Here is a 15,177-nt window from a genome sequence, read left to right as displayed (position 1 = left end):
CCCGAAGCATGCCCGGTGAAGACCTACCCGGTGATCATGCCCGTGGCAGAGCGAAGATGCTCGATGGCATCGGCGACGATCGCGGGCACCAGCTCCGCGCACGACGGCAGATCCTCGATGATCCCGGCCACCTGACCCGAGGCCAGCACACCGGCCTCGGTGTTGCCCTCGACCAGACCCGCCTTGAGCAGCATCGGGGTATTGGCGGCCATCACCACCTGCGACCAGGTCAGGTCCTTACCGTGCCGCATGGCCAGCCCGTCGGTGATCATCGACTTCCAGGTCATGCCGGACATCTTCTTGAACTTCTGAGCGTTGAGCACCGCCGCCGAGAGGCCCCGGACCGGCGAACCGCTTTCCAGCTTCTCGACCAGCCCGGTGCGCAGCACGCGGTGCGGCATACCGTCGACCTTGGTCGACACCACGGTGCCGTCCAGCGCGGCGTTCAGATAGCGCTGTTTGACCGCATCGGGCACCGTCGAGTCCGACGTCAGCAGGAACCGGGTGCCCATCGCGACCCCCGCGGCGCCGTAGGACAGCGCGGCGGCAAGACCCCTTCCGTCGAAGAAGCCGCCCGCGGCGATCACCGGCATCCCGGTGCCGGCGACGGCGTCGAGCACGGACGGCAGCAGCAGCGTGGTCGCGATCGGGCCGGTGTGCCCACCGCCCTCGCCGCCCTGCACGATCACCGCGTCGGCGCCCCAGCCGGCGACCTTCTTGGCGTGTTTGGCCAGGCCGACCGACGGAATGACCACCACTTGAGCGTCTTTCAGTTTCGCGATCAGTTCCGGCTTCGGCGCGAGAGCGAATGACGCGACCTTGACGCCTTCGCGGATCAGCAGGTCGACGCGCTGGTTCGCATCACCGGCGTCGGCGCGGATGTTGATCCCGAACGGCTTGTCGGTGGCAGCCTTGACCTTGGCCACCGCGGTGGTGAGCTCCTCGAGCGTCATGGTCGCCGAGGCCAGAATTCCCAGACCGCCGGCATTCGAGGTCGCCGAGACCAGCCGCGCGCCGGCCACCCATCCCATCCCGGTCTGCACCACCGGATGCTCGATGCCGACCAGTTCGGTCAGCGGCGTGCTGAGCCGACTCATACCTTGACTTCCCTGTCCCGCAGCGATTTCGGGTCGATCACCTCACGCAGCAGCTTCTGCTCCTCGGCTGACGGAAGCCGGGTGCTCTCGGCCTCGCCGAGGCCGTGCACCTCGAATGAGGTGTTCTCCGCGACCTGGTCCGGTTCGACACCGGGGTGCAGCGACACGGCGCGCATCTGGTGGTCCGGGCCGTTGAAGTCGAACACGCCGAGGTTGGTGACCACCCGGTAGACGTTGACGAACCGGTAGGCCGGATTGTCGGGATCGACTTTGTCCCAACCGATGCCGGACACGATGTCGACTTCAGTGCCGAACACGCGCTTGGAATGGTTGCCCACCCAGTAGCTTGTGGCGTGGTTGATCGTGTTCCCGGGTGCGCCCCGCACGCCGAACATCTGGCGGGTCGGATGCTGCAGCGGACCGAACGCGGACAGGTTCTGATTGCCGTAGCGGTCGATCTGGTTGGCGCCCATCACGACATGCCGGCGGCCCCACGCCAGCGTCTCGAAGACGCGGCCGAACGGCATCCAGCCCTCGATCGCCGCGGCGGCGCCGATGGCCGGGGTGTCGGCGATCAGGCGGGCCTCCCCGTCGGTCAGCACGATGTCGGGGGAGAACGTCAACCGGGCCAGCCGGGCGCCGATCGACACGATGGTGGTCATCGGGCTGACCATGATCTCGCCTGCGTCGCGGAACAATTCGGCGCACGCGACGGCACAGATCTCGGCGCGGGTGGTGGACATCACTTCGACGCCTCCAATGCTTCTTTGAACCTGCGCACCGCGGCCTGGTAGTCGGCCTCGCTGCCCGACAGGTAGGTCTTGACGAACTCGGCCCATGCCTCGTCGGAGCCGGCCGCCTCGGCGTAGTGGCGCTGGAACTTCTCGTCGCGCCGGTAGTCGGGCTCGGCCGTGGTGAAGTGGGCGCCGTTGGGCGCCTCCACCACCGTGTCGACCATCATCCGGTTGACCAGCAGCGCTTGCGGCGGAACAGATTTCACCAGTTCCTCGGTGGATACCACCTTGTCCACCGACAGCAGCCGTTGCTGTGCCGACATCAGGAACAGGTCGTCGAAGTACGGGTCGATGCCGGTATAGGCGGCATTGCCCCGCTCGTCGCCGAGATTGAGGTGCACCAGCGCCACGTCCAGGTTAAGCGCCGGCATCGCGATGAGCTCTTCGTGGCCGGAGCCCGTCGGGTAGGGCGATCGCACGGTCTTGAGTTCATCGCCCCAGAACGCGCGGACGTCGCTGCCGAGACCGGCCCGGATCGGCAGGAACGGCAGTCGCTGTGCGGCTGCCTGCAGGCCGCAGCGCAGCATGCCCTCGTCCATCTCGCGGGCCTCGATCGAGCCCGAGGTGCGCGCCCTGGCGAACCACGGATCGTAGAACGGCGGTGAGTCCAGCGACACGAAGCCGTAGTAGACCCGCTTGACCTTGCCGGCCGAGCACAGCAGCCCGAGGTCCGGGCCGCCGTAGGTCACCACGGTCAGGTCGGTGACATCGGTGCGCAGCAACGCGCGGACCAAGGCCATCGGCTTGCGCCGCGACCCCCACCCGCCGATGCCGATGGTCATCCCGCTCTCGATCGAGGACACCGCCTCGTCCAGAGTTTTTCTCTTGTCTGTCACTGTTTCCCCTTGTCCGTGCCCGCGAAGGCGTCGCGGTGCTCGTCGGACACGCCGGCGAGGTTGAGTTCGAACGTGAAGCCCTGTTCCATCCGGTATCTCGCGTTGACGGGCTGGACGTCGATGAAGTTCAGCGCCTCCTTGGCCGCGCGGATCACCCGGGTGTCTTTCGATGCGATGTCGCGCGCGACGCGCAGCGCGGCCTCGTCGAGTTCGGCCCGCGGCACCACCTCGTGCACCGACCCGAAGTGGTGCAGCGTGTCAGCGGTGACGGTGGCGGCCGTGAAGAACAGTCGCCGCATCAGGTGCTGGGGCACCAGTCGCGAGAGGTGGGTGGCCGCGCCGAGTGCGCCGCGCTCGACCTCGGGCAACCCGAACTTCGCGTCGTCGGAGGCGACGATGACGTCGGAGTTGCCGACCAGGCCGATGCCCCCGCCGACGCAGAAGCCGTTCACCGCTGCGACGACGGGCACCGCGCACTCGTAGACCGACCGAAATGCTTCGTAGCAACCGCGATTGGCATCGATCAGCGCGGTGAACCCTTCGGTGTTCTGCATCTCCTTGATGTCGACGCCGGCGTTGAAGCCGCGTCCTTCGGCCCGCAGGATCACCACATGGGTGCTCTGGTCGCGCCCGGCGGCGGTGACGGCGTCGGCCAGCTCGAACCAGCCGCGCGACGGAATCGCGTTGACGGGTGGGTAGTCGACCGTGACGGACACGATGCCCGGCTCCACGGTCTTTGTGGTGATCGGCATGCAAACTCCTGGGTCGCTACCTAAGCAAGCACTTGCTTGGTACGCTAGCACAGTGACTGACGCCGTCGACAGTGCCCGCAGCGGCATCGCGCTGGGCCTGGCCGGACGCATCGTGCTCGTCACCGGTGGGGTGCGCGGCGTGGGTGCCGGCATCAGCAAGGTCTTCGCCGACCAGGGCGCCACCGTGGTGACGTGCGCGCGCCGCCCGGTCGAGGGATCCCCGTATGAATTCCGGCCGTGCGACATCCGCGAGGATGAGTCGGTCAAGGATCTGGTCGACGGGATCGTGGCCGACCACGGCCGGCTCGACGTGGTGGTGAACAACGCCGGCGGGTCTCCCTACGTGCTGGCCGCGGAGGCGTCGGCCAAGTTCAGCGCCAAGATCTTGCAACTGAATCTTCTTGGCGCACTGTCAGTCTCGACTCACGCCAACGCGGTGATGCAGCGCCAGCCTGCCGGCGGCTCGATCGTCAACATTTCCAGCGTCAGCGGGCATCGGCCCACTCCCGGCACCGCGGCGTACGGCGCCGCGAAGGCCGGCATCGACAACCTCACCGCGACGCTGGCCGTGGAATGGGCGCCGAAGGTCAGGGTGAACTCTGTCGTGGTCGGCATGGTGGAGACCGAGCAGTCGGAGCTCTTCTACGGAGACGCCGAGTCGATCGCGGCGATATCGAAGAACGTGCCGCTGGGGCGGCTGGCCAAACCCGAGGACATCGGTTGGGCCACAGCGTTTCTGGCCTCCGAAGCGGCGTCCTACATCAGCGGTGCGTCGCTGGAGGTGCACGGTGGCGGGGAACCGCCGCACTACCTGTCGACCACCACTGCCGACATCAAGTAAGGAGAGAAACGAACAATGGGACTGCTCGACGGCCGCGTGGTGATCGTGACGGGTGCTGGTGGCGGAATCGGTAGGGCGCACGCGCTGGCGTTCGCCGCCGAGGGGGCGCGCGTCGTGGTCAATGACATCGGCGTCGGACTCGACGGGTCGCCGGCAGGTGGCGGCAGTGCCGCCCAGGAAGTCGTCGACGAGATCGTCGCCGCCGGTGGGGAAGCGGTCACCAGTGGCGCCAACGTGGCTGACTGGGCGCAGGCCGAGGGCCTGATCCAGACGGCGGTCGAGCGCTTCGGCGGTCTCGATGTGCTGGTGAACAACGCCGGCATCGTGCGCGACCGGATGTTCGCCAACACCAGCGAGGAAGAGTTCGACGCCGTCACCGCGGTGCACCTGAAGGGGCACTTCGCGACGATGAAGCACGCCGCCGCATACTGGCGGGCCAAGTCCAAGGCCGGAGAGACCGTGGACGCGCGCATCATCAACACCAGTTCCGGTGCGGGACTTCAGGGCAGCGTCGGTCAGGCCAACTACAGCGCGGCCAAGGCCGGTATCGCGGCGCTGACGCTGGTCGCCGCCGCCGAGATGGGCCGCTACGGCGTGAGCGTGAACGCGATCGCCCCGTCGGCGCGCACCCGGATGACCGAGACCGTGTTCGCCGACATGATGGCCACCCAGGACAAGGACTTCGATTCGATGGCGCCGGAGAACATCTCGCCGCTGGTGGTGTGGCTGGGCAGTGTCGAGTCACGCGATGTCACCGGCAGGGTGTTCGAGGTCGAGGGCGGCAAGATCCGCGTCGCCGAAGGCTGGGCGCACGGCCCCGAGATCGACAAGGGCGCCCGATGGGATCCTGCCGAGCTGGGGCCCGTGGTTTCCGACCTACTGGCCAAGGCGCGCACACCGGTGCCGGTCTACGGCGCCTGAGGGATCAGGCGGCCTCGGCGCCCACAGGATCCGCGGCGCCGCTGTCGATGTCATCGGTGTCGGGCGCAGGGGACTCGGACTCGGCCACGTCAGCCTCGCGGGCGCCGGACTCCTCCGCATCCACATCCACAGACGCCACCGTCGCGGTGTCGTTTCTTCGGCGCATCCGCGTGGGTGACGGTGTCCTCGGTAGCGGTGTTCTTGGTGGGGCGACTGCGGCGACGAATCTCACCGGTGCCAGTACGACCTCGACGACAGCCTGTACGAAGGAGTCGGAGATCACCGCCAGATCGCCGGTCGCGAACGCCTTCCTGATGTTGTGGACGGCAGTCTGCGGGGCGGTGATCAGTTCGCGTACGTTGAGGAAGGTCTTGGTCAGAAACGACGGTTCGGGATCGACGGTGATGCCGTGTTGGTCAGCGGATGACTCAGCAGCAGACCGCCCGACAGGACTATTCGGGGTCGCAGATCAGGATCGGGATCTTACGGTCGGTATAGGACCGGTAGTTCGCGAAGTCCGGGTACATCGCGTCGAGCTTCGGCCAGTACTCGTCGCGCTCGGCGTCAGTCGCCTCACGGGCAATCAGTTTGAGCTTCTCGTTCTTGATCTGGAACGTCACCTGCGGATTCGCCTTGACGTTCAGATACCACATGGGATTCGTCGCCCGGCCGCCCTGCGAGGCGACCAGCACGACGCGATCACCCTCGCGCAGGAACAGCAACGGGCTTTCGCGCGGTTCGCCGGACTTGCGGCCGATCGTCGTCAGGATGCCGACCGGGGGAGGCGCGCTGAACCGGTTGGATCCGCCGCGCCACTTGTAGCCGATCCGGCCACCGGTGGCCTTGTACGCCCACGTGTTGAACTTCGACATCCACTTGATGCCGGTGCCGACCGCCTTCGAGTTGAGGTTCTCGACCTGCTTCGGGCTCAGGGGTTTGGGCGCGTCGACCATGACGGGATCCTATCGGGTCAGGAACGGGCGGATCGAGGCGTTGATGTGGTGGATCTGCGCCCGCCCGGACGGGTCGTCGGCCGGGATCAGAAACGTCTCGTCGACGCGGGCGCCAACGCGGCGTCCCGCCAGGGTGGGTTTCGTCGACAGTTCGAAACGGGCCCGAACGGTGTCACCGTCCACAGTGAACTCCGGTGTCGTCACGGCTCGGATCACCCGGTACTGCAGACCCCGATTGAGACTGCGGCGCAGGTGCTTTCCGGAGAAGCCGGTCTTGAGGCCGACCTCGACACGGGTGCAGTCCGGTGCGAACGGCACGTCGTGCGCCCGGTGGCTGGCAAGCGCGTTGATGTAGGCCTGCGCGGCGGCGATGCGGTCCGCGTCGGTGATCACCGGATGGGACCTAGATCCGCTCGATGATGGTGCCGGTGGACAGAGCGCCGCCGGCGCACATGGTGATCAGTGCGGTTCCCTTGCCGGTGCGCTCCAGCTCGTGCAGCGCGGTGGTGATCAGCCGGGCACCGGTGGAGCCCACCGGGTGTCCGAGCGCGATCGCGCCGCCGTTGACGTTCACCTTGTCCATGTCGGCTCCGTGCACCTGCGCCCAGGACAGCACCACCGACGCGAACGCCTCGTTGATCTCGACCAGGTCGATGTCACCGAGCTTCATCCCCGCCTTCTCCAGCACCTTGGCGGTTGACTGGACCGGACCGTCCAGGTGGTAGTAGGTCTCGGCGCCGACATTGGCCTGCGCGACAATCCGCGCACGCGGCTTCAGGCCATGCGCTTTGGCCACATCACTGTCCATCCACAGCACCGCGGCGGCGCCGTCGGAGATCTGCGAGGACGTACCCGCGGTGTGCACGCCGCCGTCGATCACGGGCTTGAGGGAGGACAGCGCCTCGGCGGTGGTGTCGCGCAGACCCTGGTCGCGGGTCACCGGGGCCCACTCGGCGGTCGGCTGCTTGTTCTCGTCCAGCACCGGCGCGGAGATGGGGGAGACCTCGCGGTCGAATCGGCCTTCGGCCCAGGCCTGCTTGGCCTTGGCCTGCGATGCCAGCCCCAGTGCGTCCACGTCGTCGCGGGTGATGCCGCGCCGCTTGGCGATTCGCTCGGCGGCCTCGAACTGGTTGGGCATGTCGATATCCCACGACGACGCGCGGATGATGCTTCGGTCCGGGCCGGCGTTGGCGCCCAGCCCGACGCGGCTCATCGCCTCGATGCCGCACGCGATACCGATGTCGATGGCGCCGCCGGCGATCAGGCCGGCGACGAGGTGGTTGGCCTGCTGGGCGCTGCCGCACTGGCAGTCGATGGTGGTGGCCCCGACGTGCTCGGGCAGTCCGGCGGTCAGCCAGCCGACGCGGGTGATGTTGTTGGACTGCTCGCCGTACTGGGTGACGCAGCCGCCGATGATCTGCTCCACGTCGCCGGCGTCGATGCCGGCCTTCTCGACGAGTGCCTTCTGAACCGCGCCGAGCAACTCGGTGGCGTGCAGGCCGGACAACCATCCGTTGCGCTTGCCGATGGGGCTGCGGGTGGCTTCAACGATGACAGGGTTACCCATTGCGTCAGGCTAGAACACGTTTCATTAGTCTGACAAGCAGCGATGCCGTCGTGCCTTTCATCTGCGGTGGAGGCATGTTTTACTGGCACTAGAACACGTTGCAATTGAGGAGTGCTCCCCTATGCCCGGCCCGAACTCATGTCCGATCAGCCCCGATTTCGACTTCCTCGACGCGACCCTGAACCTTGAGCGGTTGCCGGTTGAGGAACTCGCCGAACTGCGCAAGTCCGAGCCTATCCACTGGGTCGACGTGCCCGGCGGAACGGGTGGATTCGGTGACAAGGGCTACTGGCTCGTCACCAAGCACGCCGACGTCAAGGAGGTGTCCAAGCGCAACGACATCTTCGGCAGCTCCCCAGACGGGGCGATCCCGGTCTGGCCGAAGGACATGACCCGTGACGCGATCGACCTGCAGAAGGCCGTCTTGCTGAACATGGACGCCCCGCAGCACACTCGGCTCCGCAAGATCATCTCGCGTGGGTTCACCCCGCGCGCCGTCGGACGGCTCGAAGAAGAACTGCGCCAGCGCGCGCAGAAGATCGCCGAGACCGCGGCGGCCGAGGGTACCGGCGACTTCGTCGAGCAGGTGTCCTGTGAGCTGCCGCTGCAGGCCATCGCCGAACTGCTCGGCGTCCCGCAGGACGATCGCGACAAGCTCTTCCGCTGGTCCAACGAGATGACCGCCGGCGAGGATCCGGAGTACGCCGACGTCGATCCGGCGATGTCCTCGTTCGAGCTGATCACCTATGCGATGAAGATGGCGGAGGAGCGGGCCACCAACCCGACCGAAGACATCGTCACCAAGCTGATCGAGGCCGACATCGACGGTGAGAAGCTCTCCGACGACGAGTTCGGCTTCTTTGTGGTGATGCTCGCCGTGGCCGGCAACGAGACCACCCGCAACTCGATCACCCACGGCATGATCGCGTTCTCGCAGAACCCCGAGCAGTGGGAGCTGTACAAGAAGGAACGCCCCGAGACCGCCGCCGACGAGATCGTCCGCTGGGCCACCCCGGTGTCGGCCTTCCAGCGCACTGCCCTGCAAGACACCGAGCTCGGTGGCGTGCAGATCAAGAAGGGCGAGCGCGTCGTGATGTCGTACCGCTCGGCCAATTTCGACGACGAGGTCTTCGAGGACCCCGACAAGTTCGACATCCTGCGTAACCCCAATCCGCACGTCGGATTCGGTGGGACGGGTGCGCACTACTGCATCGGCGCGAACCTGGCCAAGATGACCATCAACCTCATCTTCAACGCCGTCGCCGACCACATGCCCGATCTGAAGCCCATCGGTGAGCCCGAGCGGCTGAAGTCCGGCTGGCTCAATGGAATCAAGCACTGGCAGGTGGATTACACCGGCGCCGGCGAGCCGGCAACCGGGCAGAAGTGCCCCGTGCAGCACTGACGCGTCGACAGGTTCATTAGGGCTCAAGGAGGAGTCGGTGGATTTCAGTCCGGACGAGGGGCAGCAGGCTGTCGCCGATGTGGTGACGTCGGTGCTCGAGCGTGACAACACCTGGGAGGCTTTGGTTTCCGGCGGAGTGACGGCGCTGGGCGTGCCGGAGCGACTCGGCGGTGACGGTGTGGGTCTCGCAGAGATCGCAACCGCGCTGACCGAGATCGGCCGGCACGGCACGGTCAGCCCGGCGCTCGTCACACTCGGGGCGACCGCGGTGCTGCTCGACCTGGCCTCGCAAGCCCAGCAGGACCGCTACCTGGCCGGAGTGGGCAAGGGCTCGGTGGTGACGCTGGCGCTCAACGAGCCCGGCGCACAGCTGCCGGACCGGCCCGCCGTCACACTCGCCGCGGGAAAGCTCAACGGCACCAAGGTTGCGGTTGGCTATGCCGCACAGGCGGATTGGGTGGTGGTGACCACCGACGGCGGCGTCGTGGTGGTTCCCGCGGATGCCGGCGGTCTGACAGCGACCAGGACACCGACCTCGAACGGCTCGGACGAGTACGTGCTGACGTTCACCGACGTCGCCGTCGCCGACGACGACGTGCTCGACCGGGCGACCGCCCACCGGGTCAACCAGCTGGCGCTGGCGGCAGTCGGCGCGTTCGCCGCCGGCCTGGTCGCCGGTGCGCTGCGACTGACCGCCGACTACGTCGCCACCCGCGAACAATTCGGCAGGCCGCTGTCGACGTTCCAGACCGTCGCCGCCCAGCTCTCGGAGGTCTACATCGCCTCGCGGACCATCTCTCTGCTGTCCACCTCGGTGATGTGGCGACTGAGCGAAGGTCTCGACGTCGAGGAGGACCTGGCGGTTCTGGGGTTCTGGCTGACCTCCGAGGCTCCGCCGGCGATGCGGCTCTGTCATCACCTGCACGGCGGTATGGGGATGGACATCACCTACCCGATGGACCGCTATTACTCGTCGATCAAAGACCTGACCCGGCTGCTGGGCGGTCCGTCACACCGTCTGGATCTGGTGGGAGCCGGCCTGGGCGACGGAAGCGACAGGACACAATAGATGTACATCGAACTGACGCCGGAACAGCGCAAGCTGCAAGCCGAACTGCGGGAATACTTTTCGACGCTCATCACCCCCGATGAGGCGGCCGCGATGGAGTCCGACCGGCACAACGAGGCCTACCGCGCGGTGATCAAGCGGATGGGCTCGGACGGCAAGCTCGGGGTCGGCTGGCCCAAGGAGTACGGCGGCCTCGGTTTCGGCCCGGTCGAGCAGCAGATCTTCGTCAACGAGGCCAACCGTGCCGATGTGCCGCTACCGATGGTGACACTGCAGACCGTGGGCCCCACGTTGCAGGTGCACGGCACCGAGGAACAGAAGAAGAAATTCCTTCCTGGAATCCTTTCCGGCGACATCCATTTCGCGATCGGCTACTCCGAGCCCGAGGCCGGCACCGACCTTGCATCGCTGCGGACGTCGGCGGTGCGGCACGGAGACGAGTGGATCGTCAACGGGCAGAAGATGTGGACCACCGGTGCCCACGACGCCGACTACATCTGGCTGGCGTGCCGCACCGACCCGGAAGCCGCCAAGCACAAGGGCATCTCGATCCTGATCGTCGACACCAAGGACCCGGGCTACTCGTGGACGCCCATCATCCTGTCCGACGGGGCACACCACACCAACGCGTCGTACTACAACGACGTGCGGGTGCCCGCCGACATGCTCGTCGGTGAGGAGAACGGCGGGTGGAAGCTGATCACCACCCAGCTCAACCACGAGCGGGTGGGGCTCGGCCCCGCCGGGCGGATCGCCGGGATCTACGACCAGGTGCACGCATGGGCGGCCAAACCCGGCTCGGACGGCACGACCCCGCTCGATCACGGCGACGTCAAGCGACTCCTCGGCCAGATCAAGGCGATCTGGCGAGTCAACGAGTTGCTCAACTGGCAGGTCGCAGCATCGGGGGAGACCATCGCGGTCGCGGATGCGGCCGCCACCAAGGTCTTCTCGACCGAACGCATCCAGGAGGTCGGCCGGCTGGCCGAAGAGATCGTCGGCACGTACGGCAATCCCGCGGATCCGGAGACCTCCCGGCTGCTGGACTGGCTGGACAAGATGACCAAGCGCAACCTGGTCATCACATTTGGCGGCGGTGTCAACGAGGTGATGCGCGAGATGATCGCCGCGTCGGGTCTGAGAGTGCCGAGGGTTCCGCGGTGAGTGACCTGCAGGCCGGTATCGAGGAGATCAAGGCGGCCGGTAAGAGCGAACCGCGCAACGGTCGAGATCCTGTGAACCAGCCGATGATTCATCACTGGGTGGATGCCATCGGTGACAAGAACCCGATCTACGTCGACGAGGAAGCCGCGAGGGCAGCAGGGCATCCCGGTATCGTGGCGCCGCCGGCGATGATCCAGGTGTGGACGATGGGCGGGCTCGGTCAGGGCCGCTCCGACGACGATCCGTTGTCGAAGATGATGCAGCTCTTCGACGATGCCGGCTTCGTCGGCGTGGTCGCGACGAATTGCGAGCAGACCTATCACCGGTACGTGCAGCCGGGCGAGGAACTGACCATCCACGCCGACATCACCGATGTGGTGGGCCCCAAGCAGACTGCCCTTGGCGAGGGCTACTTCATCAACCAGCTCATCACCTGGACGGTCGCCGGCGGCGAGCCCGTCGCCGAGATGAACTGGCGCATCATGAAATTCCGGCCTCGCGCCGGGGACAACCCGGCGGTGCCGGACGACCTGGACCCGGACAAACTGATGCGGCCCGCCTCGTCGAAGGACACTCAGTTCTTCTGGGACGGCGTCAACGCCCATGAGCTGCGCATCCAACGCCGCCCTGATGGCACGCTACAGCACCCTCCGGTTCCGGCGGTGTGGAAGGACTACAAGGAACCGACCGAGGAGTCCGATTACGTGGTGGCCGCCGGGACCGGCACCGTGTTCAGCTACGTGGTGCACCACGCACCCCAGGTGCCTGGCCGCAGGCTGCCGTTCGTGATAGCCCTGGTCGAACTCGACGAAGGCGTGCGCATGCTCGGCGAGCTGCGCGACATCGACCCCAGCGAAGTGCAGATCGGAATGCCCGTGCGCGCAACGTTCATCGACTTCCCTGACAGTGACATCAGCCCCGCCTGGACGCTGTACGCGTGGGAGCCGGCCCGATGACCTCACCTGCCCTAGAGGTCGGCGCCACGCTGCCCGAGCTGAAGATCCATGGTGACCCGACGTTCATCGTCTCCACGGCGATCGCCACCCGCGACTACCAGGACGTGCACCACGACCGGGACAAGGCGCAGGCCAAGGGATCCAAGGACATCTTCGTCAATATCCTGACCGACACCGGTCTGGTGCAGCGTTATCTGACCGACTGGGCCGGACCGTCCGCGCGGATCAAGTCGATCGGGCTGCGCCTCGGTGTGCCGTGGTACGCCTACGACACCATCACCTTCACCGGCGAGGTCACCGCCGTAGAGGACGGTGTCGCTACCGTGAAGGTGGTGGGTGCCAACAGCCTCGGCAATCACGTCATCGCCACGGCCACACTATCTATGGGGGCAGAATCATGACCGGCCTCTCCGGCAAGGCTGCGATCGCCGGTATCGGGGCGACCGATTTCTCCAAGAACTCGGGACGCAGCGAGCTACGTCTGGCCGCCGAGGCTGTGCTGGACGCGCTCGACGACGCCGGCTTGTCACCCGCCGACGTCGACGGTCTGGTGACTTTCACGATGGACTCGAACCTGGAGACCGCGGTCGCCCGTTCCACCGGGATCGGCGAGCTGACGTTCTTCAGTCAGATCGGGTACGGCGGTGGCGCCGCCGCAGCCACCGTGCAACAGGCGGCGCTGGCGGTCGCCACCGGCGTCGCCGAGGTGGTGGTCGCCTATCGGGCCTTCAACGAGCGCTCCGAGCACCGGTTCGGTCAGGTGATGACCGGCCTGACTGTCAACGCCGATTCGCGTGGTGTCGAGTACAGCTGGTCGTATCCGCACGGCCTCAGCACACCCGCAGCCTCGGTCGCCATGATCGCCCGGCGGTATATGCACGAATATGGCGCCACCAGTGCCGATTTCGGCGCCGTATCCGTCGCCGACCGCAAGCATGCGGCCAACAACCCGCAGGCGCACTTCTACGGCAAGCCCATCACCATCGAGGACCACCAGAACTCCCGGTGGATCGCTGAGCCGTTGCGGCTTCTGGACTGCTGCCAGGAGACCGACGGCGGTGTCGCCATCGTGGTGACCACCCCGGAGCGGGCCAAGGATCTCAAGCACCGGCCCGCGGTCATCGAGGCGGCCGCCCAGGCCGCGGGCGCCGATCAGTTCACCATGTATTCGTACTACCGCGAGGAGCTGGGGCTGCCAGAAATGGGCTTGGTCGGTCGCCAGCTGTGGGAGCAGAGTGGGTTGTCCCCCGAGGACATCCAGACGGCGATCCTCTACGACCACTTCACGCCGTACACCCTGATCCAGCTCGAGGAGCTGGGTTTTTGCGCCAAGGGTGAGGCCAAGGACTTCATCGCCGGCGGGGCCATCGAGATCGGCGGTCGGCTGCCGATCAACACCCACGGCGGGCAGCTCGGCGAGGCGTACATCCACGGCATGAACGGCATCGCCGAAGGTGTGCGCCAGCTGCGCGGGACGTCGGTGAACCAGGTGCCCGGGGTCGAACACGTATTGGTCACCGCCGGAACCGGGGTGCCCACCTCTGGGCTCATCCTCGGCTGACACCCACAGCAGCAGCTAACTCTTTCCTACCGTTGCATCGGACCTCGGCTCAACCCCGGGTGGTGGGCACGGCCACCGGTTGCCTCGTTCATTGCCGGTCAAACCCGTGCGTAGGACCACGTTGCGCGATCACCTAACAAAGCGGTGGACATAGCGCCACCTCGGACAACTTGATTGATTTGCCTGAGGATCGGCCGGTTGGCTCTTTGACTTCGTGACTACTACACAGGTTCGGCCGAATTTACGCTTGACGGAGATTTCAGCAAACACCCATAATTGTCCATGCCGTCAGCGCAGCGCCGAAGGATTTCCCCGAGGCGGGGTTGTTACGCGGGGTGGGGTCTTACAGGGGCAATGGTGGGGGGATGACATGTCCCGGTACGGCGGCACGTCGACAGCGGAGCGGGGGCATCCGATGGCTTATCTGGGGAACACGATCGATTGCATCGCCAAGCCGCAGGAAACGGACATCGGCGTCGGTGACCGCGGTCGGTCCGGGTGTGCCGCGATCCGGATTCTGATCATCGACGACTGCACTCTCCAGCGGGAGAATCTCGCGTCCGTGCTGCGCGAGGACGGCGCGAGCCCGACCATGGCATGGGATGCGCCCTCCCTGCGCGTGGCGACAGCCGACTCGGCCCCGCAGATCGTCCTGTTGAGTATGACGACGCGCGACAGCCTTGCGATGCTGGCCGCAATACGGCAGGCGGCGCCGTCGATCAAGGTGATCGCCGCCTGCGTCGCGGATGACGACGAGTCCGAGATCATCGCATGCGCCGAGGCCGGGGTCGCCGGATATCACCTTCGGTCACAGTCCCTCGGCGAACTGCTCACCGTGGTCGGCGATGTCGCGGCGGGGGAGTCGTCGTGCTCGCCGAGCATCACCGCCGTGCTGATGCGACGTCTGGCAGCCATCGCCTCCGAACGATCCGGTCCAGCGGAACCGGATCTGACCACCCGCGAGATGGAGATTCTGCGGATGCTCGACATGGGGCTCACCAACCGAGATATCGCGGATGAGCTGTATATCACTCTGCACACCGTCAAGAACCATGTTCACAGCGTGTTGAACAAGCTCGGTGTCCGGTCCCGCGGCGAGGCGGCGGCCCACTTTCGGACACGACCGCGACCGTCCTGCGTCAGCGGGAACTAGGCAAGGTCCAGAGCCGAAAATCGCTCCATCGGTCCATGTACGTTGCGCCACAGCCCGGTTGATAGTTGGTAGAGCAGGGCGGAGCACACGGGCCACCGCGATACCGTG

The 15,177-nt window shown here is 66.4% G+C and carries 17 protein-coding genes; 9 read left to right on the top strand and 8 right to left on the bottom strand.

Annotated elements, in window-relative coordinates:
- Positions 1–23: 23 nt before the first annotated feature.
- From ipdC to echA20, 4 genes are read right to left on the bottom strand one after another with little or no spacing between them, the layout of a single operon-like run.
- Complete coding sequence (gene ipdC, locus KXD97_RS03805; RefSeq protein WP_260755532.1) at positions 24–1,097, bottom strand: (3aS,4S,5R,7aS)-5-hydroxy-7a-methyl-1-oxo-octahydro-1H-indene-4-carboxyl-CoA dehydrogenase; 1,074 nt, start codon at positions 1,095–1,097, stop codon at positions 24–26.
- Complete coding sequence (gene ipdB, locus KXD97_RS03800) at positions 1,094–1,840, bottom strand: cholesterol ring-cleaving hydrolase subunit IpdB (RefSeq protein WP_260755531.1); 747 nt, start codon at positions 1,838–1,840, stop codon at positions 1,094–1,096. Before ipdB ends, ipdC begins: the two co-directional genes overlap by 4 nt.
- On the bottom strand, positions 1,840–2,727 hold the full coding sequence (ipdA, locus tag KXD97_RS03795) for a cholesterol ring-cleaving hydrolase subunit IpdA (RefSeq protein ID WP_260755530.1): 888 nt from the start codon (positions 2,725–2,727) through the stop codon (positions 1,840–1,842). Before ipdA ends, ipdB begins: the two co-directional genes overlap by 1 nt.
- Positions 2,724–3,479 (bottom strand): (7aS)-7a-methyl-1,5-dioxo-2,3,5,6,7,7a-hexahydro-1H-indene-carboxyl-CoA hydrolase, encoded by a 756-nt coding sequence (gene echA20, locus KXD97_RS03790; RefSeq protein ID WP_260755529.1) that lies wholly within the window; start codon positions 3,477–3,479, stop codon positions 2,724–2,726. Before echA20 ends, ipdA begins: the two co-directional genes overlap by 4 nt.
- 52 nt (positions 3,480–3,531) lie before the next feature.
- Here echA20 and KXD97_RS03785 point away from each other — a divergent pair, with 52 nt between their 5' ends.
- Together KXD97_RS03785 and KXD97_RS03780 are read left to right on the top strand one after the other, a co-directional pair.
- The gene (locus KXD97_RS03785; protein WP_260755528.1) at positions 3,532–4,320 is read left to right on the top strand and encodes an SDR family oxidoreductase; all 789 of its coding nucleotides are present in this window, start codon (positions 3,532–3,534) and stop codon (positions 4,318–4,320) included.
- Positions 4,321–4,335: 15 nt separating this feature from the next.
- Positions 4,336–5,241, top strand: a complete 906-nt coding sequence (locus KXD97_RS03780) for an SDR family oxidoreductase (RefSeq protein WP_260755527.1) — start codon at positions 4,336–4,338, stop codon at positions 5,239–5,241.
- Positions 5,242–5,245: 4 nt separating this feature from the next.
- On the opposite strand, the gene KXD97_RS03775 is transcribed toward KXD97_RS03780, so the two are convergent.
- The 4 genes from KXD97_RS03775 to KXD97_RS03760 form a co-directional block, all read right to left on the bottom strand.
- A complete protein-coding gene (locus tag KXD97_RS03775) occupies positions 5,246–5,371 on the bottom strand; it encodes a hypothetical protein (RefSeq protein ID WP_260755526.1) in 126 nt (41 codons plus the stop codon).
- A 322-nt stretch (positions 5,372–5,693) separates the two neighbouring features.
- Positions 5,694–6,194: a nitroreductase family deazaflavin-dependent oxidoreductase gene (locus KXD97_RS03770; RefSeq protein WP_313901344.1), complete on the bottom strand. Its 501-nt coding sequence runs from the start codon at positions 6,192–6,194 to the stop codon at positions 5,694–5,696.
- 9 nt (positions 6,195–6,203) lie between these two features.
- On the bottom strand, positions 6,204–6,587 hold the full coding sequence (locus KXD97_RS03765) for a hypothetical protein (RefSeq protein WP_260755525.1): 384 nt from the start codon (positions 6,585–6,587) through the stop codon (positions 6,204–6,206).
- Positions 6,588–6,597: 10 nt separating this feature from the next.
- Positions 6,598–7,761 carry a steroid 3-ketoacyl-CoA thiolase gene (locus KXD97_RS03760; protein ID WP_260755524.1) on the bottom strand — a complete coding sequence of 388 codons (1,164 nt, stop codon included), beginning with the start codon at positions 7,759–7,761 and terminating at the stop codon, positions 6,598–6,600.
- Between the two features lie 121 nt (positions 7,762–7,882).
- Between KXD97_RS03760 and KXD97_RS03755 the strand changes: the two genes are divergently transcribed.
- From KXD97_RS03755 to KXD97_RS03725, 7 genes are all read left to right on the top strand, one after another.
- On the top strand, positions 7,883–9,166 hold the full coding sequence (locus KXD97_RS03755) for a cytochrome P450 (RefSeq protein WP_260755523.1): 1,284 nt from the start codon (positions 7,883–7,885) through the stop codon (positions 9,164–9,166).
- Positions 9,167–9,203: 37 nt separating this feature from the next.
- Positions 9,204–10,235, top strand: a complete 1,032-nt coding sequence (locus KXD97_RS03750; RefSeq protein ID WP_260755522.1) for an acyl-CoA dehydrogenase family protein — start codon at positions 9,204–9,206, stop codon at positions 10,233–10,235.
- A complete protein-coding gene (gene fadE29 / locus KXD97_RS03745; RefSeq protein WP_260755521.1) occupies positions 10,236–11,399 on the top strand; it encodes an acyl-CoA dehydrogenase FadE29 in 1,164 nt (387 codons plus the stop codon). It begins immediately after the preceding gene.
- A complete protein-coding gene (locus KXD97_RS03740; protein ID WP_260755520.1) occupies positions 11,396–12,355 on the top strand; it encodes a bifunctional MaoC family dehydratase N-terminal/OB-fold nucleic acid binding domain-containing protein in 960 nt (319 codons plus the stop codon). Before fadE29 ends, KXD97_RS03740 begins: the two co-directional genes overlap by 4 nt.
- Positions 12,352–12,756, top strand: coding sequence for a MaoC family dehydratase (locus KXD97_RS03735; RefSeq protein WP_260755519.1), 405 nt, complete (start codon positions 12,352–12,354; stop codon positions 12,754–12,756). The genes KXD97_RS03740 and KXD97_RS03735 overlap by 4 nt, the downstream gene beginning before the upstream one ends.
- Positions 12,753–13,916: a lipid-transfer protein gene (locus tag KXD97_RS03730; RefSeq protein WP_260755518.1), complete on the top strand. Its 1,164-nt coding sequence runs from the start codon at positions 12,753–12,755 to the stop codon at positions 13,914–13,916. Before KXD97_RS03735 ends, KXD97_RS03730 begins: the two co-directional genes overlap by 4 nt.
- Before the next feature lie 370 nt (positions 13,917–14,286).
- Positions 14,287–15,069 (top strand): response regulator transcription factor, encoded by a 783-nt coding sequence (locus KXD97_RS03725; protein WP_260755517.1) that lies wholly within the window; start codon positions 14,287–14,289, stop codon positions 15,067–15,069.
- Positions 15,070–15,177: the final 108 nt, after the last annotated feature.

The organism is Mycobacterium sp. SMC-8 (genome assembly GCF_025263565.1).
Classification (GTDB): domain Bacteria; phylum Actinomycetota; class Actinomycetes; order Mycobacteriales; family Mycobacteriaceae; genus Mycobacterium.
The sequence above is the reverse complement of the archived record's forward strand: the minus strand, read 5'-3'. Positions and strand labels throughout refer to the sequence as shown.

What these genes read in the sequence shown, in the direction of transcription:
- KXD97_RS03725 (WP_260755517.1), top strand. Translation starts at nt 14,287, where the DNA reads ATGTCCCGGTACGGCGGCACGTCGACAGCGGAGCGGGGGCATCCGATG.
- ipdB (WP_260755531.1), bottom strand. Translation starts at nt 1,840, where the DNA reads ATGTCCACCACCCGCGCCGAGATCTGTGCCGTCGCGTGCGCCGAATTG.
- KXD97_RS03770 (WP_313901344.1), bottom strand. Translation starts at nt 6,194, where the DNA reads ATGGTCGACGCGCCCAAACCCCTGAGCCCGAAGCAGGTCGAGAACCTC.
- KXD97_RS03730 (WP_260755518.1), top strand. Translation starts at nt 12,753, where the DNA reads ATGACCGGCCTCTCCGGCAAGGCTGCGATCGCCGGTATCGGGGCGACC.
- echA20 (WP_260755529.1), bottom strand. Translation starts at nt 3,479, where the DNA reads ATGCCGATCACCACAAAGACCGTGGAGCCGGGCATCGTGTCCGTCACG.
- ipdC (WP_260755532.1), bottom strand. Translation starts at nt 1,097, where the DNA reads ATGAGTCGGCTCAGCACGCCGCTGACCGAACTGGTCGGCATCGAGCAT.
- KXD97_RS03760 (WP_260755524.1), bottom strand. Translation starts at nt 7,761, where the DNA reads ATGGGTAACCCTGTCATCGTTGAAGCCACCCGCAGCCCCATCGGCAAG.
- KXD97_RS03735 (WP_260755519.1), top strand. Translation starts at nt 12,352, where the DNA reads ATGACCTCACCTGCCCTAGAGGTCGGCGCCACGCTGCCCGAGCTGAAG.
- KXD97_RS03755 (WP_260755523.1), top strand. Translation starts at nt 7,883, where the DNA reads ATGCCCGGCCCGAACTCATGTCCGATCAGCCCCGATTTCGACTTCCTC.
- KXD97_RS03780 (WP_260755527.1), top strand. Translation starts at nt 4,336, where the DNA reads ATGGGACTGCTCGACGGCCGCGTGGTGATCGTGACGGGTGCTGGTGGC.
- fadE29 (WP_260755521.1), top strand. Translation starts at nt 10,236, where the DNA reads ATGTACATCGAACTGACGCCGGAACAGCGCAAGCTGCAAGCCGAACTG.